Here is a 25,640-nt window from a genome sequence, read left to right on the forward strand (position 1 = left end):
GGGTCTCGGTTTTACTGCACCACGAAGGCGGTAAACAGCACATTGATGATGTGCTGCGGCGGCTGGCTGCTGGCCAGGGGTTTGTTCAATGCCTTGAGGATTTCGGCGGCGAGCTTGCTCTTGTCGTCGGCGGTGATCAGTGAATTCGGATCGCGGTTCGACAACAGGCTGAGGATGCGGCTGCGCGTCTCCGGCAGGTATTCGACGATCTGCGCCTGGCTTTTGGCGTCCGCCACTTTCAAGGTCAGGCCGATATGCAGGAAACGATCGCGGTCGTCTGCCTGCAGGTTGACGGTAAACGGATCGAGGGCGACAAAGATCGGCGTTTCCGGGACCGGTGCGGCGACGCTCTTGCTGGCTGGCTGCATGATGGTGAAATAATAGGCAGCTCCGGCCGCGGCCAGGGCGGCGGTGAGCATGATCAAGATCAGTCCAAGCTTGTTTTTTTTAGGTGCTGCCACTGCTTCGTTGGTGATGGTTGCCATGGGTTTTTCCTGCATCAGATTCCAGCGTCCATTCTTTGCCAAAAAGGCCTCGAACCATCTGCTGATATAAAGGGAGAAAGCGCTTCAGATCCTGCATTTGTTGCGCCCGGAAATTCTGTTTTTTTTCTGTCAGGCAAAAATATCCACCTTGCCGTTGCTGTTCCTGCCGGCGGCGGCAGCGCTGCGTTCCGCTTTTGCATTCAGTTCGCTGGCCGTTGGACCGGCCTGGAGCTGGCTGCCCGATCCCCTGTGGCTGCCTTGGTGCTGGGTAAATGCCCCTTGCTGCTGTTGCTGCGGTTGCTGGGCATCGGCGCTGACCGAGGTGTTGCCCAGGCTGATGCCGTTTTCAGCCAGGCTGTTGCGCAGCTGCGGCAGGGCCGCTTCCAGCGCCGTGCGCACCGACTGGTGGGTGGAAACAAACATGGCTTGCGCCTGGTTGTCGCTGATGGTCAGCGTGACTTTCAGCGGTCCCAGGTCGGGCGGGTTGAGGTGCAGTTCCGCGCTCTGGTTGTTGCTGTTGCCCATCCATACGATTTGTTTGCCAAGCGCCGCGCCCCAGCCGTCGCTGTCGACAGTCGGCAACAGCGCCAGCTTGACGGCGGCCGGCGGCGACGGACTGGCGGCGGCAACGGTTGCCGCCGCCAGATTGTGCGCTATCGCCGGATTCGCCTGCGCTATGACAGTGAGATCCGGCTGGCCGACGCTGCCGGCGACTGCCTTGGCCGTGCCGATCTCATTGGTATTCGCATTGGCGCTGACGCCTGCTGGTCCGGCCGGGGACTTGACCGCCGTCAGGCTGTCCTGGCGTTCCGGTTTTTCCAGCTGCTCGTGTTTGTTCGCGTGCGCATCATCTTGCGATGCTTGCTGGCCGGTGTTGCTGGCTGCCCCAGCCTGGCCGGCCAACTGCGGCGCAGTTTGCGTCACATTAGTGTATTCGCCGCTGACGGCTTCCTTGCGCGCCGCGGTGTTTGGCCTGGATGGCGCAGCATCAGCCGGCCCGGTTTGCGTCACCGGCTGGGCTACGGCAGGCAGGGTTGTCCCAGCCGTGGCAATGTCTGCATCAGCGGTCTCTGCGGCCGGTGCGGCGACGGCAGCCGAGGCAGCGGGTTTGCCGCCGGCGGCGGCGATTGCCGCGTTGAGCTGGCCCTCTGCCGCCGATGGTGGCGGACTATCGCTGCCGGATTGCTGATTGGCCTCAATCGCTTTCGCCCCAGCCTGTGACAAGACCAGGAAAGCCAGAGCCGGCACGGCGGCCGGATCTGGCTCCTTGTCGCTGCTCGCTTGGCGCCGTGGCGCTGCGCGGTCGGCTGGCTTGGCGCTGCTTGCCGCCTTTTCAGCCGGCTTGTCGGCGCTGGCCAGTGAACGGTCCAGGACCTTGCCAAAATTATCGGCGCCGTCCTGCTGTGCATTTGAATTCGCATTATTGACGGCACTGCCGGCTGACGGCGCAGCTTGCAGGGCGGCAGGGCTGGATGAAACAAGTAAAGGCATGGCGATTCCTTGATTGATTATTCTGCCGCGGCGAGCATGCGTTGCCGGAACTGGCGGGCTGCGTGTTCGTCGCTGCTGCGCTGTTCGCGCTTGTTGGCCAGTTGCGCCTGTTGCTGCCGGGCGCGCTCGGCCAGCGTGTCGAAGGAACTCAGGCGGCGCTTGTTCTGCTGCCAGTCGCTGCGCCCATGCGCCAGCCGCGAATCGGCCTGGCTGGCGACCGCGCGTTGCTGCTCGATGGCGCTGTCCAGCGTGGCGATGAAGTGCTGGAAATTGCGCCAGCTTGAAGACGGCAATCCGTCCTGCATCTGGCTTTGCAGCTGGTCGTAGTATTCCTGGCGATAGCGGATCAGCATTTCCAGTTTTTCGGCGGCGCCGATCTGGGCGCGCTGCAGCTGTCCCAGGCGCCGACTGGCTTCATCGGTCTTGTTCTGGGCCAGTTCGATCAACATGGCGAGCGGTAACGTGGTTGACATGATTTCCTTTCAGGCTTTGCGGCTTATCGTTGTCTTATTTTTGTATTAACGGCGGCTTTCAAGAAAAATGTAGAAGCAACGTCGATGCAATCCGTTTAGTCAGCTTGAAACAGTTGTTCCAGTTGCGCGACTGCTTCCAGGTAACCGGCGCGTTCGGCCATTCCTTGCTGCAAAAAGGCTTCGATTTTCGGATACAGCGCAATCGCCTTGTCCAGCTGCAGGTCGTGTCCGGCGGCATAGGCGCCGACGCTGATCAGGTCGCGGTTGCGCTGGTAGCGCGACAACATCTGCTTGAAGCGCCGCACCGCATCGAACTGGCCCGGCTCGATCAGCGAAGTCATGGCGCGGCTGATCGAGGCTTCGATGTCGATGGCCGGGTAGTGGCCGGATTCGGCCAGGCTGCGCGACAGCACCACGTGGCCGTCGAGGATCGCGCGGGCGGCGTCTGCAATCGGGTCCTGCTGGTCGTCGCCCTCGGTCAGCACGGTATAGAAGGCGGTGATCGCGCCACCCTTGCCGCTGGCGTCGCGGGCGCCGTTGCCGGCGCGTTCCACCAGTGCCGGCAGCTTGGCGAACACCGAGGGCGGATATCCTTTGGTGGCCGGCGGCTCGCCCACCGCCAGCGCGATCTCGCGCTGGGCCATGGCGTAACGCGTGAGCGAATCCATGATCAGCAAGACATCCTTGCCCTGGTCGCGGAAGTATTCCGCCAGCGAGGTGGCATAGGCGGCGCCCTGCAAGCGCAGCAGTGGCGAGGTGTCGGCCGGGGCGGCGACCACCACCGCACGCGCCAGTCCTTCCACGCCCAGGGTGTTTTCGATGAAATCCTTGACTTCGCGGCCGCGTTCGCCGATCAGGCCGACGATGATCACTTCGGCGCTGGTGTAGCGCGCCATCATGCCGAGCAGCACGCTCTTGCCGACGCCGGAGCCGGCGAACAGGCCCATGCGCTGGCCGCGGCCGACAGTGAGCAGGGCGTTGATGGCGCGCACGCCGACGTCCAGCACGCTGTCGATAGGCGCACGCGCCAGCGGATTGATGGGAGCCGCCGAGAGCGGCACTTCGCGGCTGAAATCCAAAGGACCGAGGCCGTCCAGCGGCCGGCCGGCGGCGTCCACCACCCGTCCCAGCATGCCGGCGCCGGCCGGCAGGCGCTTGCTGCCAGGTTCGGCCGGTGCGCCGCCGTTACCGGCCGCGGAGGCGGTTTCGAGCGGGTAGACGCGCGCTCCGGGCAGCAGGCCTGCGACTTCGGTTTGCGGCATCAGGAACAGGCGGTCGCCGGCAAAACCGACGACTTCCGCTTCGGTGGTGCGTTGCGCATAACCCGGCGGCAGTTCGATCAGGCAGTCGCTGCCCACCGGCAGCCGCAAACCGACCGCTTCCAGCACCAGGCCGACGGCCCGGGTCAGGCGTCCGTAGGTGCGGATCGGGATGCTGCGGCCGACGCCTAAGCTGGCGTTGCCAAGCGTGGTGCGCCAGGCTTGCAGATGGCGGTTGATGGCGGGCGGCTCGGCGCCGGCCAGGTCGCGGCTGTCGCTCATGGATGAACCTGGTTGCGGCCCAGTGCAGCCGCCACCCGCTGCCAGCGGGTTTCCAGGGTGGCATCCAGCTCGCCGCTGCTGGCTTGCACCCGGCAGCCGCCGCGCATGATGGCAGGGTCGCTGCGCAGCAGCCAGCCGGCGGCTTGCAGGTCTTCCGCCAGGTACTGCTGCACCAGCGCCATATCGTCGGCATGCAATAACAGGCGCGGCGTACCGCTCAGCGCCGGTTCGGTCTGCAGCAGCTCGCGCACCGCGGCCAGGATCAGCTGCGGTTCTAGCGCCAACGCCTGGCGCACCACCTGCTGCGCAATATCCAGCGCCAGCGTCAGTAAATCGTCGGCCAGTTCCTTTTCCGCCTGGCGCAGGGCGTCAGGCATGGCCAGGCTCAATGCGCGCAAGCATGTGGCTTCGTTTTGTGCGATTTCCAGCCCGGCCCGGTAACCGTCCTGCCAGCCTTCGGCGTGGCCTTGCCGCAGGCCTTCGCTGGCGCCGTCCTCTTGCGCCTGTTGGCGCAGGCGCTGCAATTCGGTTTCGTCGATCAGCAGTTTCGGTTCCAGTTCGGCCAGCGCCGGCTCGGCCGCAAGCGTTGCCGTTGCTGCTGGCGCTTCTGCATCGGCAGCGTCAGCCGCCAGCTGCATGTCCGCCATTTCCCAGCGCTGCCAGGCGCTCATCTGCGGTTTTGGCTGGCGCCGGCGGCTATCGGCATGAGCGGAATCAGACATAAGCATCGTTGCCCTGGCCGCCGATCACGATTTCGCCGGAATCGGCCAGGCGCCTGACGATCTGCAGGATGTTTTTCTGCTCGCCCTCGACTTGCGAGACCCTGACCGGGCCGCGCACTTCCAGGTCTTCGCGCAGCATTTCGGCGGCGCGCTGCGACATGTTGCGCAGGAATTTTTCGCGCAGTTCCGGCGCCGCTCCCTTGAGCGCGATGATGAGGGATTCCGATTCGACTTCCTTGAGCAGCAGCTGGATGCCGCGGTCTTCGATTTCCAGCAGGTTCTCGAACAGGAACATTTCGTCGATGATCCGCTGCGCCAGGTCGCCGTCGTGCTCGCGCACATGCTGGATCACGCTTTCTTCCTGGGTGCTGCTCATCAGGTTGAGGATTTCCGCCGCCGCCCTGACGCCGCCCAGGCGGCTGCGTTTGACGCCCTGGCCGGACAGCAGGCCGGACAGCACGTCGGTCAGTTCGCTGAGCGCCGCCGGCTGTACGCCGCCGAAGGTGGCGACGCGCAGGATCACGTCGTGCCGCAGGCGTTCGGTGAACAGCTCCAGCACCTCGGACGCCTTGCTGCGGTCCAGGTGCACCAGCAGGGTAGCGATGATCTGCGGATGTTCGTCGCGGATCAGCTCGGCCACTTCATTGGCTTCCAGCCAGTTCAGGGTATCGATGCCGTTGGTGGAATTGTTGCCGGATTCGAGGATGTCTTCGATCAGGCTGGCGGCGCGGTCGCTGCCCAGAGCCTTGTTGAGGACGGCCCGTATGTAGCCGCTGGAATCCAGGTTGAGCGCAGAGAACTGCTCTGTTTCAAGGCGGAATTCTTCCATCACTTCGGCGATTTGTTCGCGCGTCACCTGGCGCAGCTTGGACATTGCCATGCCGAGCTTCTGCACATCCTGCGGGCTCAGGTGCTGGAACACGGCGGCGGCGCCGTCTTCGCCCAGCGACATCAGCAGGATGGCGCTTTTTCTGGTTCCGTCGTCACTCATTGTTGCCCATCCAGTTCTTGATTACCATGGCGACCAGGCGCGGATCTTTCTCGGCCAGGCTCTGTGCATGCTGCAGGTTGTCCTGATGGCGGTCAGCCTGGCGCTGCCTTGCTTCTTCGCTCAGTTTGAGCTGCTCTGGCGACTGGTCTGCGGCGGCCTTGACGGCTGCCGCGGCTTGCGCCGATCCGGCCCGTTGCGGTCCCTGCAGGTGTTTGCGCAGCAGCGGCCGCAGCAGGCCGAACCAGAGCCACAGGGCGGCGATCGCCAGCAGCAGATACTTGCCGACGCTCTTGGCCAACTCGATGTTGTCGGCCTGACGCCATAGCGGTAGTTCCGGCTCCGGCGCATCGCCGGCAAACTGGCTGTTCACCACATTCACCGAGTCGCCGCGGTCGGCGCTGTAGCCCATTGCTTGCTTGACCAGGTTTTTTACCTGTTCCATTTCGGCCGCCGGCAGCGCCTGCGCGGCTACCTTGCCCTGGGCATTGGTCGTGCCGCGGTAATTCACCACCACCGCAACCGACAGCCGTTTGACGGCGCCGGCGGCTTGCTGCACATGGCTGATCGAACGGTCCACCTCATAGTTGGTGGTGACGTCGCGCCGCACGCTGCTGGAGCCGCCGCTGCGCGCAGTGTTGCTGGCAGCATTTGCGCCGGCGGCTGCCGCAGCCGGATTGGCCTGTGTGGCGGCCGTTCCCGGCTGGTTGGCCTGAGCCGTGCTGAGAGGCGCGGTCGGATTGATTGGCGGCTGGTTCGACAAGGCTCCCGGAACGCCGCCCGGCGGGCTTGCTCCCTGCTGGTTGGCGTCGCTTGATTGCTGGCTGCGGATCGCGGCTTTGCCAGGATCCTGGTTGGGACTGTATTTTTCGTCGGTATGTTCGACCGTCGAAAAATCGATGTCCGCCGCCACCTGGGCGCGCACATTGCTGGCGCCGACGATCGGCTGCAGGATGGCTTCGATACGGCGGATATAGCTCTGTTCGATTTCCTGCGCATACTTGAGCTGGCTCGCATCCAGGCCGCGGTTGCCGGTGGCCGGCGTGGAGAGCAGGTTGCCGCTCTGGTCGACTATCGTGACGTTCTTGGCGTTCAGTTCCGGCACGCTGCTTGACACCAGGTGGGCGATGGCGCTGACCTGGCCATCGTCGATGGAGCGTCCGCGATGCAGGGTGAGCACTACCGAGGCGCTGGGTTTCTGCTGGTCGCGCACAAACAGCGAAGGTTTAGGCAGGGCCAGGTGGACCCGCGCCGCTTCTACCGCCGAAATCGATTCTATCGAACGCGCCAGCTCGCCTTCCAGCGCGCGCTGGTAGTTGACCTGCTCGGCAAACTGGCTGACGCCGAATTTCTGGTTATCCATCAGCTCAAAACCGACCGAGCCGCCCTTGGGCAAACCTTGCGAGGCCAGCCGCAAGCGCGCTTCGTGCACCTGGTCGGCGCCGACCAGCACCGCGCCGCCGCCATCGGCGAACTTGTAGGGGATGTTCATCTGCTGCAGCGAAGCGATGATGGCGCCGCCGTCGCGGTCCGACAGATTGCTGTACAGGACGCGATAGTCAGGCGCTCGGCTCCATAGCCAGAATGCGGCGATGGCCGCCAGCGCAAACGAGGCGCCGATGATCAGCGGCAGCTTCGGATTGGCGCGCAGCTGCTCCAGCAGCGGCGGTTTCCTGTCGCCGGCGAGGTTGGCGCCGGTTACGGCAGCATTCATGTGGCCACCCCGGATGACCACAGGCTGTAACCGTTGTTGGTGTTCGCTATGCGCTTCTGTATATCTGACACAAGCTTTCCTTAGAATGGATAACAGATGTCAACAAAGGTAAGCCGGACCAATCGAGGACGGCCTGTGTCGACGCTAATGATTGTCAACGGCTGGCGCTCATTTCGATCGCTTGAATAGCCGGGGTTTTCCCCATCATTTGCCGCTATGTAAAAAAAACATTGCTGTTACGCTGCCTGACAGCAGTACAACGTTATCGGCAGGAACGGACAGCGCATGGTCCGGATTCCAGAGCGGCGGCGAGAATTCAAAAAACGGAAAAGAGGTGGAATATGGCGATATCGGCGATCGAATCGGTATTACAGCAATTGACGGCGACGGCGCAAATCGCCGGCAGCGGCGCCGCGGCAAGCAGCGGCATCGCCGGCGGCGGTTTCGCCGACGAGATGAAAAAGTCGCTGGAGCGCATCAGCAACAGCCAGCAGCATGCAGCCGGCCAGGCTGAAGCATTCGAGCTGGGCAAGCCCGGCGTGTCGCTGAATGACGTGATGATTGATTTGCAAAAGGCGAACGTCGGTTTCCAGATGGGACTGCAAGTGCGTAACCGGGTGGTTGCCGCTTATCAGGAAATCATGAACATGCCTGCTTGAAAGTCGGTTTTGGAACAAGCATGTTTGGAACAAGGCGCTAGTTATCTGTTGCAGGATGCGGCTGATATCGAAAGTATTTTGCGCGAACTGGAGCGTCAGAACAGCAGCATGAGCATGCGCCGGCTGGGCGGCGGCGAGAGCGTCGCCACGCGTCTGGTGGCGGTGGCGCTGGCGCATGACATCTTTATCCACGCCGGCGACGCCGACGGCAGCGGCGCGCATTACATGCCGGGCGACCTGCTGTGTTTTGACGGCGCATTGGATGGGGCGGGAGTGCGTTTCGTGACCAGCGCCGCGCGCAACAGCGTCAGTCCGTGGCCGACGGCGCTGGCGGCGGCGCTGCCGACCTGCATTGCGTATTTCCCGCACCAGAAGTTTATCCGCATCGGCGTGCAGCCGGTGGAAGCCTGCGTAGTGCGCGCCAAGCGGCGCGACGGCAACGATTTTGTGCTCGATGTCCATGATTTGAGTGCACGCGGCATCGGCCTGCGCTCGGCTTATGTGTCGCTGCAGGCGCTGCCGGTAGGCACGGTGTTGCCGGCGGCGGTGCTGGATTTCCGTTCTTCCGGCCGGTTGCTGGTGGACCTGAGAGTGGTGTTCAGCCGCAGCGTGCAGGCGCCGGATGGCGTCATCAACCATTTCGGCTGTTATTACGTCGACCTCGACCAGGCCCGGCAGAGCCTGGGCGGCCTGTTGAGCGCCTAGGGTCTGCTAAGCACCCAAGGCGGCGCTGCTTTATTTTGCGGCAGGCCCTAAATGTTTTCCAGGCAACTGCCGATAACCTGAATAACGGTGGCTTGCTTATCCCGGTTGTTGTTTGGCCGGGAGCGAGTCCAGCGTTACGGCGGCTTAGCCGGAACCCATAAACTTTAGCAACAGGAGTCATGCCATGTCTGTCATCAATACCAATATTCTTTCGCTGGTAGCGCAAAACAACCTCACCAAATCGGCATCTTCGCTGAGCTCGGCCATCCAGCGCCTGTCTTCCGGCATGCGCATCAACAGCGCCAAGGACGACGCTGCTGGCCAGGCTATTGCGAATCGTTTCACCGCCAACATCACCGGCCTGACACAGGCATCGCGCAACGCCAACGACGGCATCTCGCTGGCGCAAACCACTGAAGGCGCGCTGACTGAAGTCAACAACAACCTGCAGCGTATCCGTGAACTGTCGGTGCAAGCCGCCAGCGGCACCAACTCTTCCAGCGACCTGCAATCGATCCAGGACGAAGTCACCCAGCGCCTGAAAGAAATCGACCGCATCTCGTCGCAAACCGACTTCAACGGCGTCAAGGTCCTCGCGGCCAACCAGACCCTGAACATCCAGGTCGGCGCCAACGACGGCCAGACCATCGGCATCGATTTGCAAAAGATCGATTCGACTGCGCTGAAGCTGAACACGCTGAACCTGGCTGGTCCTTCCGGCGCGACAGCTGCCATGACGCCTACCGGCAAGGACAACACCGGTGCTTCGGTCGCCGTGGCCGCCGGCGGCTTCACTGCCGTCAACCGTGACGCTGCCGCCGGCTTCACCGCGACAGTCGCCGACCTGGTGACCGATGCGCGTGGCAATACTTACGTCAAGAACGGCGCCAACTTCTACGCCGCCACTGTGACCGTGGCTGATGCGACTCAAGGCGCAACTGCAGCGACGCCGACAGCCACCGTGACTTATGACTCGTCGAAATCGCTGACAGCCGCCAGCGGCAGCCCGCTGACAGCAATGGACAGCGCCTTGTCGCAAGTTGACAGCCTGCGCAGCTCGCTGGGCGCTGTGCAAAACCGTTTTGCCTCGACTATCGCCAACCTGGGCACGACAGTCACCAACCTGTCTTCCTCGCGTTCCGGTATCCAGGATGCAGACTACGCGACTGAAGTGTCGAACATGACGCGTTCGCAGATCCTGCAACAGGCAGGCACTTCGGTGCTGGCGAAAGCGAACCAGTCGACACAAAGCGTTTTGACATTGCTGCAATAAGCCATGAGCCGGTTCCGCAGGCGCCTGCTTGAGGCGTTTGCGGGATTTGCCGATCCGGGGCTGGCCGTTGTTGCGGCCGCCCACGGGTCCATGATGTTTTGTCCAGTCGGGTTTGGGCTGCCAGACTCGAGCGGACAAGGTACAGCCGGAAGGGGACGTGATGTCGAATGCAATCAACATGGATGCTGCCAGCAGGACCATACCGGCCGAGAGCGCAGCTGCCGCCGCGAATGACAAGGCGGTCAAGGATACTGGCGCGGCTACGCGGAAGCCGCTAGAAAGCGGAGACGGCAAGGTGCCCGAGCGCTCCCGGATCCAGAGCAAGATTGACGAGATCAATCGCCAGTTGCAGCTGAAGGCGGTGAGCGTGCAGTTCCAGATCGATCCCGGCTACAAGGATGTGATACTGAAAGTGGTAGACCAGCAGGACGGCAAGGTGGTCTTGCAGATCCCCAGCGAAGAAGTGGTGCGGATCGCCAAGGTGATGGACCAGATGAAGGGTGTATTGCTTGAAAAGACCGCATAGCGGCTGCGCGTAGTTCAGCCGACCGAAAACGATATTCAATGCAAAGGAATTGACATGACTTTAGTTACCAACCTGGGAGCGGCATCCGGGCTGCCGCTGGCAACTTTACTGAGCAGCATCACAGTCTCCGAAAACATGCCGCTCACAGCCATGAGCAACCAGCAAAGCGCGTACAACGCCAAGCTGTCGGCATACGGTGTCATACAGAACGCGCTGAGCACATTGCAGGCGGCGGCAGCTCAGCTGGGAAATCCAACCCTGTTCCAGAATGTGACGGCGACCTCGAGCGCTACCTCGGTGCTGAGCGCAACCGCGACTGCCACCGCCGGCGCGGGAAGCTACGCAATCAACGTCAGCCAGCTGGCGCAAGCGCAGTCGCTGGCAACCGGCGGCGTCGCCAGCACCACTGCCGGCATTGGCAGCGGCACCGTCACCCTGCAGTTCGGCAGCATCTCGGGCGGCACGCTGGATCCGGCGTCCGGCAAATACAGCGGAGCGACGTTTACTGCAGACAGCACGCGCGCGGCGGCGTCGGTCACTATCGATTCCAGCAACAACACGCTGACAGGCATCCGTGACGCGATCAATAAAAACAAGGATCTTGGCGTCACGGCCACCATTGTCAACGACGGCAGCAACACGCCGAACCGCCTGGTGCTGACTTCGACCCAGACCGGTGCGGCTTCCACCATGAAGATCAGCGTGAGCGGCGATGCGGCGCTGTCGAACCTGCTGGCCAACGATCCTGCCGGCACGCAGAACCTGCAGCAGACCGTGGAAGGAAAGAATGCGCAGATGACAGTCAACGGCATTGCTGTCACCAGCGCCAGCAACACCGTCAAGGAAGCAGTGCAGGGCGTGACCATGACGCTGACCGGCATCGGCGCCAGCAGCTTGTCGTTGCAAAGCAATACCGCGACCGTGCAGGCTGCGATTTCGAATTTTGTCACTACCTATAACAGCCTGCAGACCCTCACCAAGCAATACACGGCTTTCAATACGGCGGCGCAGACGCAGGCGCCGCTGACCGGCGACGCGACCTTGCGCAATATCCAGACCCGCATCCGCGACACCATGAACACCCCGCAACCGCCCAGCGGCAGCGGCGCACCCTTGACCATGCTGGCGCAGATCGGCGTGACGTTCCAGGCCGACGGCACCATGGCGATCGATTCGACCAAGCTGACCAGCGCCCTCAGTACCAATCTGAGCGGCGTGCAGAACCTGTTTTCCAGCACTTCCGGCGCCACCGGCTTCGGTTCCACCATGTCGACCCTGCTTACCGGTTTCACGTCCAGCAACGGGCCGCTGAAGTCAGCCACCGACGGTCTGAACAGTTCCTTGAAAACGCTGGCGACGCAGATGACCAGCACGCAGTCGTTGATCAGCACGACGATTGCGCGCTATACCAAGCAATTTACCGATCTTGACACGCTGATCGCCGGCATGAACCAGACCAGCAGCTACCTGACCCAGCAATTTGCCGCCATCAACGGCACTACTACTTCCAAATAAGGCGAGGTTTCATGTATACATCTTCAGCCGCCGCGCCAATACCCAACCCAGGCGCCCGCGCCTATGCCAGGATCGGCATCGAGAGCGCAGTCATGAGCGCTTCACCGCAGCAGCTGCTGACCATGCTGTTCGACGGCGCCAAGGCTGCCATCAGCATGGCGCGCCACCATATGGCGAGCGGCGATGTTGTCGCCAAGGGCAACGCCATTTCGAAAGCGGTCAGCATCATCGACAGCGGCCTCAAGGCCAGCCTGGATGCCGAGGCCGGCGGCAGCGCCGGCGCCGAGCTGGCGGCCAACCTGTCGGCGCTGTACGACTATATCAACCAGCGCCTGCTGTACGCCAACCTGCGTAACGATCCTGCATTGCTGGAGGAGGCCGACCGGCTGCTGGAAAACATCGCTTCGGCCTGGCGCGAGATCAGCGACGGCTCAAACGGCGCGCGGATCAACGATCTTCCGGCAAGGGGATGAGATGACGCCCCAACATGAAGTGATGGAATGCTACGAAAAGATCGCGCCGCTGACCGGCCGCATGCTGGAATCGGCGCGGGCCGGCGATTGGGATGGCCTGGTGCAGCTGGGGCAGCAGTTCCGTTCCTGGGTTGAACGCTTGAAGGGCATCGAGTTGGTGGAACCCCTGGAGCCGCTGCAGCTGGTGCGCAAGCACAGCCTGCTGAGCCGGATCCTGGCCGACGATGCAAAAATCCGCGATATCCTGACGCCGGAGCTGGCGCAGTTGAGCAGCCTGCTGGGCAATATGCATCGGCAGCAGCATCTCAACCATGCTTACGGCCAGTAACGCTGGCCATGCATCATGAACGGCGGCACGCCCCTGATCACCGACATCGAAGCGATTGCTAACGATACCCGGTTGCCGTCGCGCGCAGCAGTCGAGCGCCAGCTCGGGATCGATCCCGGCCAGCCGGCCCAGCCGGGCAATCCCAGGCTGGCGCCGGGCGCTGCTGACGGCGCCAGCTTGAGCGCGGTTGCGCGCGTCATCAGCGAACTGCTGGGAACGACGCCGGCCAAGGGCGAGGCGGTAAACGGCAGCACGCCGCTGTGGCCGGCTGTCGCCGCACCGATATCGGGTCCGGATCCACAGCAACTGGCGGCTGCCCTGGCGCGCAGCGTTGCCGGCAGCGGCCTGTTTTACGAATCCCACCTGTTGCAATTTTTCACCGGCGAGCGCTCGCTGGCCCAGTTGCTGCACGAGCCGCAGGCGCAGCTGATGCTGTCGCCGGCGGCGGCCGATGCAGACGCTGCCGCCGCTCCCGTCCTCGCTCCTAGCCATGCCACGGCCAGCATCGCCGTCGAAGCGATTCCCCTGGTGCGCCAGCAGCTTGAGCTGTTGGCGCTGTCGCAATTCCGCTGGAGCGGCGAAGCCTGGCCGGGCGCCGGCATGGAATGGGAAATTACAGAGCAGGGGCGGCGCCAGCCCGACGACAGCGCGCCGCGCAGCTGGAGCACCTCCCTGAGCATGACCTTGCCCCGGCTCGGCCGCATCGAATTGCGCCTGAGCCTGGCGGGCCATAGCTGGCGTGCCGAACTGGGCGCGGCTGAGGCGGCGACACTCGGCTCCATGCAGGCCGGCAGCGCGCAACTGCTGCAGCGATTCTCTGTGGCCGGCCTGCATTTGAGCGGTTTGCAAGTGGCGCAATTGCCACAAGCCGGCTTGGATAATCCATTGGATACAAAAAATGACAACAAAAACAAATAATTGTATTAGAGTAATGTTTTTTGTCTGCAGGACAGCGCGCCAAACTGGCGCGGGACCGGCAACCGGCGACGGCAAGCAGGCGGGCAGCAGTGGAAACTGAGGGCTCAGGCCGTAAAAGCGTGGTAGCGTTATCACATGCGCATCAGGACCGGGCGCCGCTGGTGGTGGCAAAAGGTTACGGCGCCGTGGCCGAGGCCATCATGCAAAAGGCGCGCGAGCACGGCTTGTATGTGCATGCGTCGCCCGACCTGGTGAAGCTGCTGATGCACGTCGACCTCGACCAGCAGGTGCCGCCGCAGCTTTATCTGGCGGTAGCCGAGTTGCTGGCCTGGGTGTACAGCTTGGAAAATGAGCAGGAGCGGTCGGCGCCTGCGTGAATGTCGCGATAGTGCATGCAGATATTGATTATTTAGTATCGCTCATCTGCACCGGAGCAAAATGTGTGCATATTATTGATATAGTCGTGCTCCCGTATTGTGCGGACCTGGCCGCAGATCGATAATGCACAGTCCTCGGTTGTGAAATGAGATTGTTCAAAGAGTCATGGAAATGAAAGTTGCATCACCGATTCGGGTATTGATCGCTGATGATCATCGTATTGTCAGGCGCGGGCTGCAGCACATCCTGAACGCCAGTCCAGGCATCGTCGTGATCGGCGAAGCCAGCGACTACAACGGCATCACCGATATCCTGAGGGAGCAGCCGTGCGATGTACTGCTGCTGGATATATCGATGCCGGGCAAGGACGGCATCGAAATCCTGCATCTGCTCAAGAAGCGCGAACCCATGCTGCGCATCATGGTGCTGAGCAGCCATGGTCCGGAACAGTTTGCGGTGCGCGCCTTGAAGGCCGGCGCGGCTTCCTACCTGACCAAGGACGGTGCGCCGGATGAACTGGTAGAAGCGGTGCGGGTAGTCGCGCGCGGCCGCAAGTACATCAGCAAGAGTTTGGCGGAATCATTGGCCAACCATGTCATCGAAGAAGATGACCTGATGCCGCATGAACAATTGTCCAACCGCGAATTCCAGACAGTGCGCATGATCGCCTCGGGCCAGACCCGTACCGAGATTGCAAAAAACCTCTCCATCAGCCCCAAGACCGTCAGCGTCTATCGTTCCCGCGTGTTCGAGAAAATGGGCGTGCGCACCAATGCTGAACTGACCCGCTACGCCATCGAGCACGGTTTGCTCGAATAGAGGGCTGTTTCGAGCCCTTTTCGCTATATCGATAGCGCTTGCTCCTGTTTATATTGAGTCACCAAAGTGCTGCGCAAGCCGGATTCTTTCTGTCCGGCGCGACAGGTGCATTTCAATTCTCAAGGATCAAGTCCATGACGCTTGCCGCTCAAACACCTACCCAGATACGCCGTTCCACTGTCCAGCATGAGGTCGCCGGCCAGGAATTCCTGACTTTCACCTTGGGCAAGGAGGAGTACGGCATCGATATCCTCAAGGTGCAGGAACTGCGCGGTTACGACAATGTCACCCAGATCGCCAACGCGCCCGATTTCCTGAAAGGCGTGGTCAACCTGCGCGGGGTGATCACGCCCATCATCGACATGCGCATCAAGTTCAGCCTGGCAGCCTCCAGCTATGACCAGTTTACCGTGGTCGTCATCCTCCATCTTGGCCAGCGCACGGTGGGCATGGTGGTCGACGGCGTGTCCGATGTCATTACGCTGTCGAGCCAGCAGATCAAGCCGGCGCCGGAAATGGGCACGGTGCTCAACACCGATTACCTGATCGGCCTTGGCACGCTCGACGACCGCATGCTGATCCTGCTGGATATCGACAAGCTGATGTCCAGCGATGAGATCGGCCTGATCAACAAGCTGACCGCCTGACTGCCTGGCCGTCAGGACCGCCGGATCGCCGGACCGCTGAACATGGAGGGGACATGACTTTTACAAATACAAGAATAGGAGTCCGGCTGGGCGTTGGATTTACAGCCATATTGCTGCTGGTGGTGGCCATTACGGGGATAGGCATCTGGCGCTTGCAGCAGACCGGCGCCGCGGTCGACACCATGGTGTCGCAATTCCTGGTGCGGGAACGGCTGGCGGCGGAATGGCAGGATGCGGTGGCAGTCAATGCCGTGCGCACGATGGCGGTGGTGCGCAGCGACGACAGTAAAACCCAGAAAATATTCCAATCGGAAATGAGCGCGACATCCGAGCGCGCATCGGAACTGCAAACCAAGCTGCATGGATTGTCCGACGACCAGGGCCGGCAAGCCCTGGGAGAGATCGCCGCGGCGCGCGCCGCCTATACCGAAATGCGGGATACCGTGCTGACCACGCGCCAGTACGGCAGCGCCGAAAGCGCGGTGGCCATGATAGAAAAGGATCTAGACCCGGCGCGCAAGGAGTACCTGGGCAAACTGCAGAAATTCGTCGATGGACAACGCCAGGCAATCGATGGCGCCGCGCTGGATATCGCCGCCAACTATCGCTCCGGCCGCAACCTGCTGGTGATATTCGGCGCCCTGGCGATCCTGCTCGGCGCGGCGTTTGCCTGGCGCCTGACCGGCGGCATCGTCAAGCCGCTGCACGCGGCAGTCGCGGTGGCGCAACGAGTGGCGCAAGGCGACCTGAGCGCCAGCATCGAGGTCAAGGGCAAGGATGAAACCGGGCAGCTGCTGCAAGGCATCAAGGAGATGATCCTTGCCTTGCGCGACACGGTCAGCCGGGTGCGCAACGGCACCGAAAGCATCGTCACCGCCTCGCGCCAGATCGCCGCTGGCAATCAGGACCTGTCCAGCCGCACCGAACAGCAGGCCGCCAGCCTGGAGCAGACCGCGGCGTCGATGGAGCAGCTGACTTCAACCGTCAGGCAAAACGCCGACAATGCGCGGCAAGCCAACCAGCTGGCTGAAAATGCCGCATCGGTGGCGCTAAGCGGCGGCCAGATGGTGTCCGAGGTGGTTGCCACCATGGCGCTGATCAGGGACAGCTCGCACCAGATCAGCGACATCATCGGCGTCATCGACGGCATTGCATTCCAGACAAATATATTGGCGCTGAACGCCGCCGTGGAAGCGGCGCGCGCCGGTGAACAGGGGCGGGGTTTTGCGGTGGTGGCTGCCGAGGTGCGCAACCTGGCGCAGCGTTCGGCTGTCGCCGCCAAGGATATCAAGGTTTTGATCGGCGCTTCGGTCGACAAGGTGGACGCCGGCGGCAGGCAGGTTGACGCCGCCGGCGCCGCGATGAGCGAGATTGTCGCCTCGATCCGGCGCGTGGTCGACATCATGGCCGAAATCGCCGCCGCCAGCGAGCAGCAGAGCGGCGGCATCGACCAGGTCAACCAGGCAGTGGGACAAATGGACCAGGCCACGCAACAAAATGCTGCGCTGGTGGAGCAGGCCGCCGCCGCCGCACACAGCTTGCAGCAGCAGGCTGGGGAGCTGTTGCAGGCGGTCAGCATCTTTCAGCTGGCGGAGGAGGCCGGGCAAGCCTATCCAGGCATGCAGGAAAGACAAGATTTTGCCGAAGCGGCAGCATTGCCAGACATGCCAGAAGAGCATCATGCCGACGGCCGGTCTGTCTTGGTCAGCATAAATTGACAGGTGACGGCGAGGTACGATGCTGGATAATAGCGGATACGTCAAGTTGCGCCGGCGCTGACACCATGGCCGCCAGCGGGCTTCACGTATTGTGGCGGTAATATCTGTCACAGTTTCCAATAGATTGTATGCCCATCGTAATGCAAAGATTTACCTCTGCCTGGCGCCGCCTGCTAGCCGCTTCAAAGACGGACAGCATTTTCTACGGCTCGCGTTTCATGCGCCTCGTCTACGCAATCATAGTTACAGCCATCCTGGTCATCGGCTACGTCTGGCTGTACGCCGGTTACCAGATCGGTTCCGACTACGAGCGCGATGTCAAAACCATACAGCACAGCCATACCATCGTGGTGTGCAACTTTACCCAGCGGTTGCTGCGTTCGATTGACGAACGCGACCGCTTGCTGCGGCTGGTGCGCGACGATTTCCAGATGGCCGACGGGAAAATCGACCTGCTGCGCTATACAAAGATATTCGGCGGCTTATATACGCAGCTGAACATCGTGGACCAGGGCGGACGCCTGCTCGCATCGACCAAGCCGGCGGCAGCCGCCGACTGGAGCGGCAACGAACTGTATGTCGCCCAGCGCGACCACTTGGATGACGCCTTGCGTTTTGCCCGTCCGCGCAAATTGCCTGGCAACGGCCAATGGGTGATGCATATGGCGCGCCGCATCTTTTCTTCCAAGGGGGATTTCGCCGGCATCGTCGAACTGGAATTCGCGGTAGACCGGCTGCCGGCCTTGTATGCGCGCCTGGACCGGATCCGCGCCGGCGAACGGCAGGTGGTTGGCAGCGATGGCATTGCCGTCGACGGACCGCCGGCCAACGAAAGAATGATCTTGCGCCGGATCGATGAAACGGTGATGGAGCTGGACGATGGCGAACTGAGCAAGAGCCGGCCTTTCGCCGACCAGAAGGCTCTTGACGATCAGCATTCATGGGTGTCGCGCAAGCTGGAGCCTTATCCGCTGCTGCTGTCGGTGAAACTGCCTGACCCGGAACCGTTGCCGGGACAGGAGAGCCCCAAGCTGCTGGGATATATCATGTACGCCTGCGTGCCGACCCTGCTGATCCTGCTGCTGATGAGCCTGGCCTATCGCACCATCAAGCGGCAATATGAAGTGGTGCGCAAATACGATACCTTGCGCCGCCGCGCCAGCGATGCCAACAAGCGGAAATCGCGTTTCCTGGCGACGGTGGTGCATGAGCTGCGCACGCCCTTGAGCGGCGTCCACGGCTATTCCGAGCTGGTGCGGGACACCAGCAGCGATCCGCAAAGCCGCGAGTTCGGCGACCTGATCCACCAGAGTGCGATCTACCTGCACGGCTTGCTGAACACCTTGTTTGACCTGGCGCGCATCGAAGCCGGCAGGGTCGTGATATTCCACGAGAATATCGAGACGCTGAGCTATTTCGAATACGTCGGCTCCATGCACAGAATCAATGCCGACAAGAAGGGCCTGAGTTTCCAGATGCGGCTGGCGCCGGATTTGCCCGGCAATTTCCTGTGCGATCGCGTCAGGTTGTCGCAGATACTCAACAACATGCTGGATAACGCCGTCAAATTCACCGTCACCGGCGGCGTTACGATAGAAGTCACTACCTTCAGGGACAAGCTCAAGATCAGGGTGCTCGATACCGGCCCCGGCATCTCCAAAGGCGAACTGAAACATCTGTTCGAATATTTCTACCAGGCCGAATCGGTGCGCGCCGGCCGCAGCCGCGGCCTGGGCCTGGGTTTGTCGCTGGCCAAAGAGTTTACCGACCTGATCCGCGGCAGCATCCGCATCGACTCCGAGGTGGGTGTCGGCACCGTGGTCAATCTCAGCATTCCGCTGAATGCGCGCTGAGCGCGTCCCACCCATGGCGGATCGCGGGTTTGCTACACTAGGCGCCGATGAAGCTGTTACGGCGCCTGGACCTGGCGCGGCAATGCCGGAGGCTACCGCCAATATTGCAGCCGGCGCATTTCCGGCCTGCTTGCTGTTCCCCATGGTCTATGCCAAAACAGGATATCTTCTCCTTGTCTAGGAGGCGACGATGCGTTCCGCTTTAATTCTTGTGGTTGAAGACCATCCAATCAACCGTCGCATGCTGCAGGCGCAGCTGGCGGCCGAAGGCTGGCAGAGCGAACTGGTCGCCACCGGCGCCGAAGCCTTGCTGTGGCTGACGCATACCAGGCCGGTGGCGGTCATTACCGATTATGTGCTGGAAGACATGACCGGCGTCGAACTGCTGCACCGGGTCAGGCGCTGGGAAGCCGACGCATCGGCCTTGCCGGCGATCCCGATGATCCTCTACAGCGGCATGTCGCTCGACTACCTGCAGCGCGAATCGAGGGGCCTGGATTGCACCGCCATCCTGACCAAGCCGATCAGTCGCGCGCAGCTGCGGCAAACGCTGGCGCCGATAGTTGCGCAAAAATTGCCCGCCGCTACACCCGCCGCGCCCGACGATTTGCTGACCGACCTGCTGCAGTTCGGTTACCTGCAGTTGGCCAGCCTCAAGCTCAGCATAAAAAACCAGCGGTGGGCGGAGACGGCGAGCATCGCGCATGGCTTGCGCGGCGCGGCGGCGGTATTGCAGCTGAAAGAAATTTCGCAAGCCGCTGCAGAAATCGAGAACCAATCGCGCACTAACCCGTCTGAGACTATGGAAGACGCTTTCAGCCGTTTGCAAAATGCGCTGGAACGGCTAGCTTTGCAGCTCAATGCAAGCCGTGCAAAGCCGCTGTAGCGCGCGCTTCTTCATCGCTTTTCCCTGGCTGCCGTGCAATGCGGTGCTGACGTAGGAACAATGCCTACATCGATTCAGCCAAATATTTCATCCATATCGGGAACCTTACCGACTTATTTTCTTTTTTGAAACATTTCATAATTGCTCAGAAGCAGCGGACAAGACAAAAACTAAAAGATTGCTCACCAATTGCCGTAAACATTCATAAGTAGTTTCAGTCTGGGGGAAAGCATGGACAGTAATGGATTTGTAAACGAGATAAGCGAAGTCAACCTGTCTTATCTGCTGCTGGCACAGCGTCTGTTGCGCGAGGATAAAGCGACAGCCATGTTTCGTATGGGATTGAGCCGCGAACTGGCCGAGCTGCTCGGCAACCTCTCTTTATCGCAGGTGGTGAAGCTGGCCGCATCCAGCCTCTTGTTGTGCCGTTTCCGGTTCGACGACCACGCGATCCTTTCATCTTTGACGCATACCGACAAAGACCATGCATTGCAACAGGCGCATGCCTCGATCCTGCTGGCCGGGCAACCGCTGGAAGGCATCCGATGAAGCGGCCTGATTCTCGGCCTGACTCTGGCGCCGCAACGGCTTTCATCCGCGAGGCCGGCAACCATGGCTACTAACAAAAGCGTGATCCTGGAAGCCCAGGAAATCCAGCTCGCCATCGACCTGATCAAGCTCGGCGCGCGGCTGCAGTTCCTGGAAGCGGAAACCTCCTTGAGCCGCGACCGCCTGATCAAGCTGTACAAGGAAATCAAAGGCATGTCGCCGCCCAAGGGATTGCTGCCGTTTTCCACCGACTGGTTCATGACCTGGCTGTCGAATATCCATTCGTCGATGTTCTACAACATCTACCGTTTCATGCTGGCGCATGGCGACGGCCAGCAGATCGTTGCGGTGGTCAAGAGCTACCGGCTCTACCTGGAACAAGTCGAGCGCCAAGGCGGCAAGCCTGTGCTCGACTTCACGCGGGCCTGGACGCTGACGCGTTTCTTCGACAGCGGCATGCTGCAGCTAAGCACCTGCTGCCGTTGCAACGGCCACTTCGTCGCCCATGCCCATGACCTGCAGAACGGTTTCGTCTGCGTCCTGTGCCGGCCGCCGTCGCGCGCCGGCAAGACGCGCAAGCTGAGTGCCCCGGCGGCGACCGGAACCGATCTTGTCCAGGGTCGCGAATACATGCCGCTGCCTCCGGTGCGGCGGCTTGCAGGGCTTGCCAAAGGCGGCCTGGCCTGAGCCTGGCGGCGACAGCATTGGCTACGGCCGCATAAGGTTTATTTCAAGGGGAATCAAAAGTGCTAGTTTTTGTTGGCTATATCGTCGTTATAGCTTCTGTGTTTGGCGGTTATGCCATGATGGGCGGCCACCTGGGTGTGCTGTTCCAGCCGGTCGAATTGCTGATGATCGGCGGCGCCGGGGTCGGCGCCTTTGTGGTCGGCAATGACGGCAAGGCCATCATGGCCACCGTCAGGGAGTTGCCGAAACTGCTGCGCAGTTCCAAGCACGACAAAGCCTTGTACATGGAGCTGATGGCCTTGCTCTACGTACTGCTGGCGAAGGCTCGCAAGGACGGCATGCTGGCGCTGGAAGCGGATATCGACGATCCCTTGAACAGCCCCATCTTCGTCCAGTATCCGCTGGTGCAGCACGACCCGCGCGTGATCGAATTCCTTACCGACTACCTGCGCCTGATTGTCAGCGGCAACATGGATGCGTTTGAAATCGAATCGCTGATGGATCATGAAATAGAAACCTACAAGCACGAAGCTGAAGTCCCCGCGCACAGCCTGGCCAAGGTCGGCGATGCCTTGCCTGCGTTCGGCATCGTGGCGGCGGTGATGGGCGTGGTGCATGCGCTGGCGTCGGCCAACCTGCCGCCGTCGGAAATGGGCGAGCTGATTGCGCATGCGATGGTGGGCACTTTCCTGGGGATCTTGCTGGCGTATGGATTCGTATCGCCGCTGGCGACGCTGATTGAACACCAGGTAGCGGAATCGGTAAAGGTATACCAGTGCATCAAGGTCACCCTGCTGGCTAACCTGAACGGCTATGCGCCGCAGCTGGCGGTGGAATTCGGCCGCAAGGTGCTGTACTCGACCGAACGCCCTTCGTTCACGGAACTGGATGACCATGTGCGCCAAGTCAAAAGCCGATAGCGTTCGCCGGCCCGGGGCGGAGGCGGCATGAGCAAGGTCAAGCAGCGGATTGTCGTCAAGCGGATAAGCGCCGCCAAGCACCAGGCGCACGGCGGCAGCTGGAAGATCGCCTACGCCGATTTCATGACGGCGATGATGGCGTTTTTCCTGGTGATGTGGCTGCTGTCGATTTCTTCTCCCAAGCAAAGGGAGGGCATTGCCGAGTATTTCAAGATGCCGCTCAAGGTCGCCATCAGCGGCGGTGAAAAAAGCAGCACCAGCAGCAGCGTGATTCCCGGCGGCGGCACCGATTTCACCCAAGTCGACGGTGACGACAAGCGCAGCAATCCGGATACCGCCGATGCCGAACGGCTGAAATCGCTGAAGAAACGGCTGGAGCAGGTGATCGACGCGAATCCGGTGCTCAAGCAGTTCCGGCCGCAGCTGCTGATCGACATCACCAGCGAAGGATTGCGGATCCAGATCGTCGATAACCGCAACCGGCCAATGTTCGACCTGTCCAGCGCCAAGGTACAGCCTTACATGAGCACCATCCTGCGCGAGATCGGGCCGGTGCTCAATGAATTGCCGAACAAGATCACCCTGGCCGGGCACACCGATGCAACTCCTTATGTGCTTGGCTCCAAGTATTACAGCAACTGGGAGTTGTCGGCCGACCGGGCGAACGCATCGCGCCGCGAGCTGATCGGCGGCGGCATGACGGAGCAAAAGGTGCTGCGCGTGATGGGCGTGGCGTCGACCATGGATTTGAACAAGGCCGACCCGCTCGATCCAGTCAACCGGCGCATCAGCATCGTGGTGCTGAACCGGCGCGCGCAGGCGCAGATCGAGCAGGAAAACAGCAGCGGCAGCAATGCCGGCATCAAGCTCGACGGACAGAAGGACAGCGCCAGCCAGCTGCGCGACAGTGCGCCCAGGCCTCCCGCCGCGGCACAGCCATGATACAGAGGGCATATGAGGACTAGGACAATATTGGTAGTGGACGACTCAGCCGTCATGCGCAAGCTGATTGCAGCGGCCCTGGCCGAGGGCGATTACCGGGTCTTGCTGGCGGCGGACGGCGAGGCGGCCATGCAGCAGGCGCGCGTTGCAGCGGTCGACCTGGTGCTGACCGACTGGAATATGCCGGCCATGGGCGGCGGCCAGCTGATTCGAGAATTGCGGCAGATGGAAAACCATGCCGAGACGCCGATCCTGGTGCTCACCACCGAGGCCAGCGATGCCGAAAAAGCCGACGCCCGCGTGGCCGGCGCCAGCGGCTGGCTGAGGAAGCCGATAGAACCCGCAACTCTGCTGGAAGTGGTCGCCAGCTTGCTGGATACCGAGTAACGCCGAGCCGACAATCAGAGCACGCAGTAAGGAGATCACGAGCGATATGGATATTACCGAGTTTTACCAGACCTTCTTTGAAGAAGCGGACGAGTTGCTGGCTGAGATGGAGCAATTGCTGCTGGGACTGGATATGGATGCGCCCGACAGCGAACACCTGAACGCCATATTCCGCGCCGCGCATTCGATCAAGGGCGGCGCCGCTACCTTCGGTTTTGTGGCGCTGACCGATACCACGCATCTTTTGGAAAATTTACTGGACCGTGCCCGTCATCAGGAAATACGACTGCGCAAGGAAATGATCAACGCCTTTTTGGAAACCAAAGACGTGCTACAGGAACAGATAAGTGCTTACCGGGCCGGCGCAGAACCCGATCCCGACATGGTCGCGCGGATTTGCGCGGTGCTGCAACAACTGGCGCAGGAGGAAAATTCCGGTGTTGGCGGCAAGGCCGCGGTGCCGGCGCCTGTGTCAGCACCGGTCGCAGCAACATTGCCCGCTGCTGCCGGCAGCTCGCAGCTGCGGGTGCGTTTTTCCAGGATTTCCGAGAGCGACCGCAAGCTGTTGAGTGCGGAACTGGAAAACCTGGGCGAGGTGGTGGCGCAGACGCAAGGCGAGGACAGCCTGACCTTGTGGCTGGAAACCAGCTGCGAAGCGGACGACATCATCGCCGTGTGCTGTTTTATTATCGACATCGACCAGATCGATATCGTGCAGGAAGCGGCGGCGCAGCCGGCAGCCGAGCCGGTGGCGGCAGTCGCTGCAGAGCCGGCGCCGGCGAAGGTGATTGCGATCACGGCGGGCGCTGTGTTGCCGAAGGCCGCCATTCCGGCCGCACCGGCGGCAGCCAAAGAATCCAGCTCGATCCGCGTCGATGTGGAAAAGGTCGACCAGATCATCAACCTGGTGGGAGAGCTGGTGATCACCCAGTCGATGCTGGCGCAGACCGCGGCGACGCTGGATCCGGTGCTGCATGAGCGCCTGCTGAACGGCATGGGACAGCTGGAACGCAACGCGCGCGATTTGCAGGAATCGGTGATGTCGATCCGCATGATGCAGATGGATTACGTATTCAGCCGCTTCCCGCGCCTGGTCAGGGACCTGACCGACAAGCTTGGCAAGCAGGTGCAGCTGGTGACTTTCGGCAAAGCCACGGAACTCGACAAGAGCCTGATCGAACGCATCATCGATCCCTTGACCCACCTGGTGCGCAACAGCCTGGACCACGGCATCGAAAAGCCCGAGCAGCGCATCGCCGCCGGCAAGGACCCGGTCGGCGAATTGCTGTTGTCGGCCCAGCACCAGGGCGGCAATATCGTGATTGAAGTCAGCGACGACGGCGCCGGCCTGAACCGGGAAAAGATCCTGGCCAAAGCGATGCAGCAAGGCATGGCCGTCAGCGACACGATTAGCGACGACGAGGTCTGGCAGCTGATTTTTGCTCCCGGTTTTTCCACTGCCGAAAAAATCACCGATGTGTCGGGACGGGGCGTCGGCATGGATGTAGTCAAACGCAATATCCAGGAAATGGGCGGCCATGTCGAAATCGCATCGCGCCAGGGCAATGGCACGACCACCAGGATCATATTGCCGCTGACGCTGGCGATCCTGGACGGCATGTCGGTCAAGGTCGGCAATGAAGTCTATATCCTGCCGCTGAATTACGTGATCGAATCGTTGCAGCCGCGCGCCGCGGACATCCATTCGGTGAGCAATGAAGAACAGGTGCTGCACGTGCGCGGCGAATATCTGCCATTGACGGAGTTGCATCGCGTATTCAGCGTGGCCGACGCACGCACTGATCCTACCCAAGGCATCGTGGTGATTTTGCACGGCGAGGGAAAACGTTTCGCTTTGCTGGTGGACCAGCTGGTCGGGCAGCATCAGGTGGTGGTGAAGAACCTGGAAACCAATTATCGCAAGGTCCCGGGCATTTCCGCCGCCACCATTCTCGGTGACGGCAGCGTTGCCCTGATTGTCGATGTCGGTGCGTTACAACGCGCCGGCCGTGAAAAAGCGCCGCTGCTGGCAGCCGCTTAGGA

General features: G+C 61.5%; 27 protein-coding genes. 20 read left to right on the top strand and 7 right to left on the bottom strand.

Annotated elements, in window-relative coordinates; genetic code table 11:
• Positions 1-11 precede the first annotated feature (11 nt).
• From fliL to fliF, 7 genes are all read right to left on the bottom strand, one after another.
• Positions 12-485 (bottom strand): flagellar basal body-associated protein FliL, encoded by a 474-nt coding sequence (fliL, locus tag CFU_RS04945; protein WP_050808722.1) that lies wholly within the window; start codon positions 483-485, stop codon positions 12-14.
• A gap of 129 nt (positions 486-614) precedes the next feature.
• The gene (locus CFU_RS04950) at positions 615-1,976 is read right to left on the bottom strand and encodes a flagellar hook-length control protein FliK (RefSeq protein ID WP_014004946.1); all 1,362 of its coding nucleotides are present in this window, start codon (positions 1,974-1,976) and stop codon (positions 615-617) included.
• A 17-nt stretch (positions 1,977-1,993) separates the two neighbouring features.
• A complete protein-coding gene (gene fliJ, locus CFU_RS04955) occupies positions 1,994-2,449 on the bottom strand; it encodes a flagellar export protein FliJ (protein ID WP_014004947.1) in 456 nt (151 codons plus the stop codon).
• Between the two features lie 95 nt (positions 2,450-2,544).
• On the bottom strand, positions 2,545-3,990 hold the full coding sequence (gene fliI / locus CFU_RS04960) for a flagellar protein export ATPase FliI (protein ID WP_014004948.1): 1,446 nt from the start codon (positions 3,988-3,990) through the stop codon (positions 2,545-2,547).
• A complete protein-coding gene (fliH, locus tag CFU_RS04965; RefSeq protein WP_238531400.1) occupies positions 3,987-4,712 on the bottom strand; it encodes a flagellar assembly protein FliH in 726 nt (241 codons plus the stop codon). The genes fliI and fliH overlap by 4 nt, the downstream gene beginning before the upstream one ends.
• Positions 4,705-5,703 (bottom strand): flagellar motor switch protein FliG, encoded by a 999-nt coding sequence (gene fliG / locus CFU_RS04970; RefSeq protein ID WP_014004950.1) that lies wholly within the window; start codon positions 5,701-5,703, stop codon positions 4,705-4,707. Before fliG ends, fliH begins: the two co-directional genes overlap by 8 nt.
• A complete protein-coding gene (fliF, locus tag CFU_RS04975; protein ID WP_041741329.1) occupies positions 5,696-7,414 on the bottom strand; it encodes a flagellar basal-body MS-ring/collar protein FliF in 1,719 nt (572 codons plus the stop codon). Before fliF ends, fliG begins: the two co-directional genes overlap by 8 nt.
• Before the next feature lie 341 nt (positions 7,415-7,755).
• On the opposite strand from fliF, the gene fliE reads away from it, so the two are divergent.
• The 20 genes from fliE (at position 7,756) to cheA (ending at position 25,638) form a co-directional block, all read left to right on the top strand.
• A complete protein-coding gene (gene fliE, locus CFU_RS04980; protein ID WP_041741330.1) occupies positions 7,756-8,073 on the top strand; it encodes a flagellar hook-basal body complex protein FliE in 318 nt (105 codons plus the stop codon).
• A 24-nt stretch (positions 8,074-8,097) separates the two neighbouring features.
• On the top strand, positions 8,098-8,778 hold the full coding sequence (locus CFU_RS04985; RefSeq protein ID WP_190275223.1) for a flagellar brake protein: 681 nt from the start codon (positions 8,098-8,100) through the stop codon (positions 8,776-8,778).
• A gap of 184 nt (positions 8,779-8,962) precedes the next feature.
• Positions 8,963-10,051: a FliC/FljB family flagellin gene (locus CFU_RS04990; RefSeq protein WP_014004954.1), complete on the top strand. Its 1,089-nt coding sequence runs from the start codon at positions 8,963-8,965 to the stop codon at positions 10,049-10,051.
• Positions 10,052-10,211: 160 nt separating this feature from the next.
• Complete coding sequence (locus CFU_RS23180; RefSeq protein ID WP_050808474.1) at positions 10,212-10,577, top strand: flagellar protein FlaG; 366 nt, start codon at positions 10,212-10,214, stop codon at positions 10,575-10,577.
• A gap of 54 nt (positions 10,578-10,631) precedes the next feature.
• Positions 10,632-12,092, top strand: coding sequence for a flagellar filament capping protein FliD (fliD, locus tag CFU_RS05000; protein ID WP_014004956.1), 1,461 nt, complete (start codon positions 10,632-10,634; stop codon positions 12,090-12,092).
• An 11-nt stretch (positions 12,093-12,103) separates the two neighbouring features.
• On the top strand, positions 12,104-12,565 hold the full coding sequence (gene fliS / locus CFU_RS05005; protein ID WP_014004957.1) for a flagellar export chaperone FliS: 462 nt from the start codon (positions 12,104-12,106) through the stop codon (positions 12,563-12,565).
• A 1-nt stretch (position 12,566) separates the two neighbouring features.
• Complete coding sequence (locus CFU_RS05010) at positions 12,567-12,893, top strand: flagellar protein FliT (protein ID WP_041741331.1); 327 nt, start codon at positions 12,567-12,569, stop codon at positions 12,891-12,893.
• Positions 12,894-12,908: 15 nt separating this feature from the next.
• Complete coding sequence (locus CFU_RS23185; protein WP_014004958.1) at positions 12,909-13,811, top strand: flagellar hook-length control protein FliK; 903 nt, start codon at positions 12,909-12,911, stop codon at positions 13,809-13,811.
• 89 nt (positions 13,812-13,900) lie between these two features.
• The gene (locus tag CFU_RS05020; RefSeq protein WP_014004959.1) at positions 13,901-14,188 is read left to right on the top strand and encodes an EscU/YscU/HrcU family type III secretion system export apparatus switch protein; all 288 of its coding nucleotides are present in this window, start codon (positions 13,901-13,903) and stop codon (positions 14,186-14,188) included.
• A 172-nt stretch (positions 14,189-14,360) separates the two neighbouring features.
• A complete protein-coding gene (locus CFU_RS05025; RefSeq protein ID WP_041743016.1) occupies positions 14,361-15,008 on the top strand; it encodes a response regulator in 648 nt (215 codons plus the stop codon).
• A 134-nt stretch (positions 15,009-15,142) separates the two neighbouring features.
• Positions 15,143-15,655: a chemotaxis protein CheW gene (locus CFU_RS05030; RefSeq protein WP_014004961.1), complete on the top strand. Its 513-nt coding sequence runs from the start codon at positions 15,143-15,145 to the stop codon at positions 15,653-15,655.
• 53 nt (positions 15,656-15,708) lie between these two features.
• The gene (locus CFU_RS05035) at positions 15,709-17,373 is read left to right on the top strand and encodes a methyl-accepting chemotaxis protein (protein ID WP_014004962.1); all 1,665 of its coding nucleotides are present in this window, start codon (positions 15,709-15,711) and stop codon (positions 17,371-17,373) included.
• Positions 17,374-17,513: 140 nt separating this feature from the next.
• The gene (locus CFU_RS05040; protein ID WP_041741332.1) at positions 17,514-19,226 is read left to right on the top strand and encodes a sensor histidine kinase; all 1,713 of its coding nucleotides are present in this window, start codon (positions 17,514-17,516) and stop codon (positions 19,224-19,226) included.
• Between the two features lie 190 nt (positions 19,227-19,416).
• Positions 19,417-20,112 (top strand): Hpt domain-containing response regulator, encoded by a 696-nt coding sequence (locus CFU_RS05045; protein WP_014004964.1) that lies wholly within the window; start codon positions 19,417-19,419, stop codon positions 20,110-20,112.
• A gap of 231 nt (positions 20,113-20,343) precedes the next feature.
• Entirely contained in the window at positions 20,344-20,661 is a 318-nt protein-coding gene (flhD, locus tag CFU_RS05050; RefSeq protein ID WP_014004965.1) for a flagellar transcriptional regulator FlhD, read from the top strand.
• 63 nt (positions 20,662-20,724) lie between these two features.
• The gene (flhC, locus tag CFU_RS05055; protein WP_014004966.1) at positions 20,725-21,348 is read left to right on the top strand and encodes a flagellar transcriptional regulator FlhC; all 624 of its coding nucleotides are present in this window, start codon (positions 20,725-20,727) and stop codon (positions 21,346-21,348) included.
• Positions 21,349-21,407: 59 nt separating this feature from the next.
• Positions 21,408-22,268 (top strand): flagellar motor stator protein MotA, encoded by an 861-nt coding sequence (gene motA, locus CFU_RS05060; protein WP_014004967.1) that lies wholly within the window; start codon positions 21,408-21,410, stop codon positions 22,266-22,268.
• 27 nt (positions 22,269-22,295) lie between these two features.
• On the top strand, positions 22,296-23,210 hold the full coding sequence (gene motB / locus CFU_RS05065; RefSeq protein WP_014004968.1) for a flagellar motor protein MotB: 915 nt from the start codon (positions 22,296-22,298) through the stop codon (positions 23,208-23,210).
• Positions 23,211-23,222: 12 nt separating this feature from the next.
• Positions 23,223-23,597 carry a response regulator gene (locus CFU_RS05070; RefSeq protein WP_014004969.1) on the top strand — a complete coding sequence of 125 codons (375 nt, stop codon included), beginning with the start codon at positions 23,223-23,225 and terminating at the stop codon, positions 23,595-23,597.
• A gap of 46 nt (positions 23,598-23,643) precedes the next feature.
• Positions 23,644-25,638, top strand: coding sequence for a chemotaxis protein CheA (cheA, locus tag CFU_RS05075; protein ID WP_014004970.1), 1,995 nt, complete (start codon positions 23,644-23,646; stop codon positions 25,636-25,638).
• The last annotated feature ends 2 nt before the right edge of the window (positions 25,639-25,640 follow it).

The sequence above is a fragment of the Collimonas fungivorans Ter331 genome, from assembly GCF_000221045.1.
Taxonomy (GTDB): Bacteria; Pseudomonadota; Gammaproteobacteria; order Burkholderiales; family Burkholderiaceae_D; genus Collimonas; species Collimonas fungivorans_A.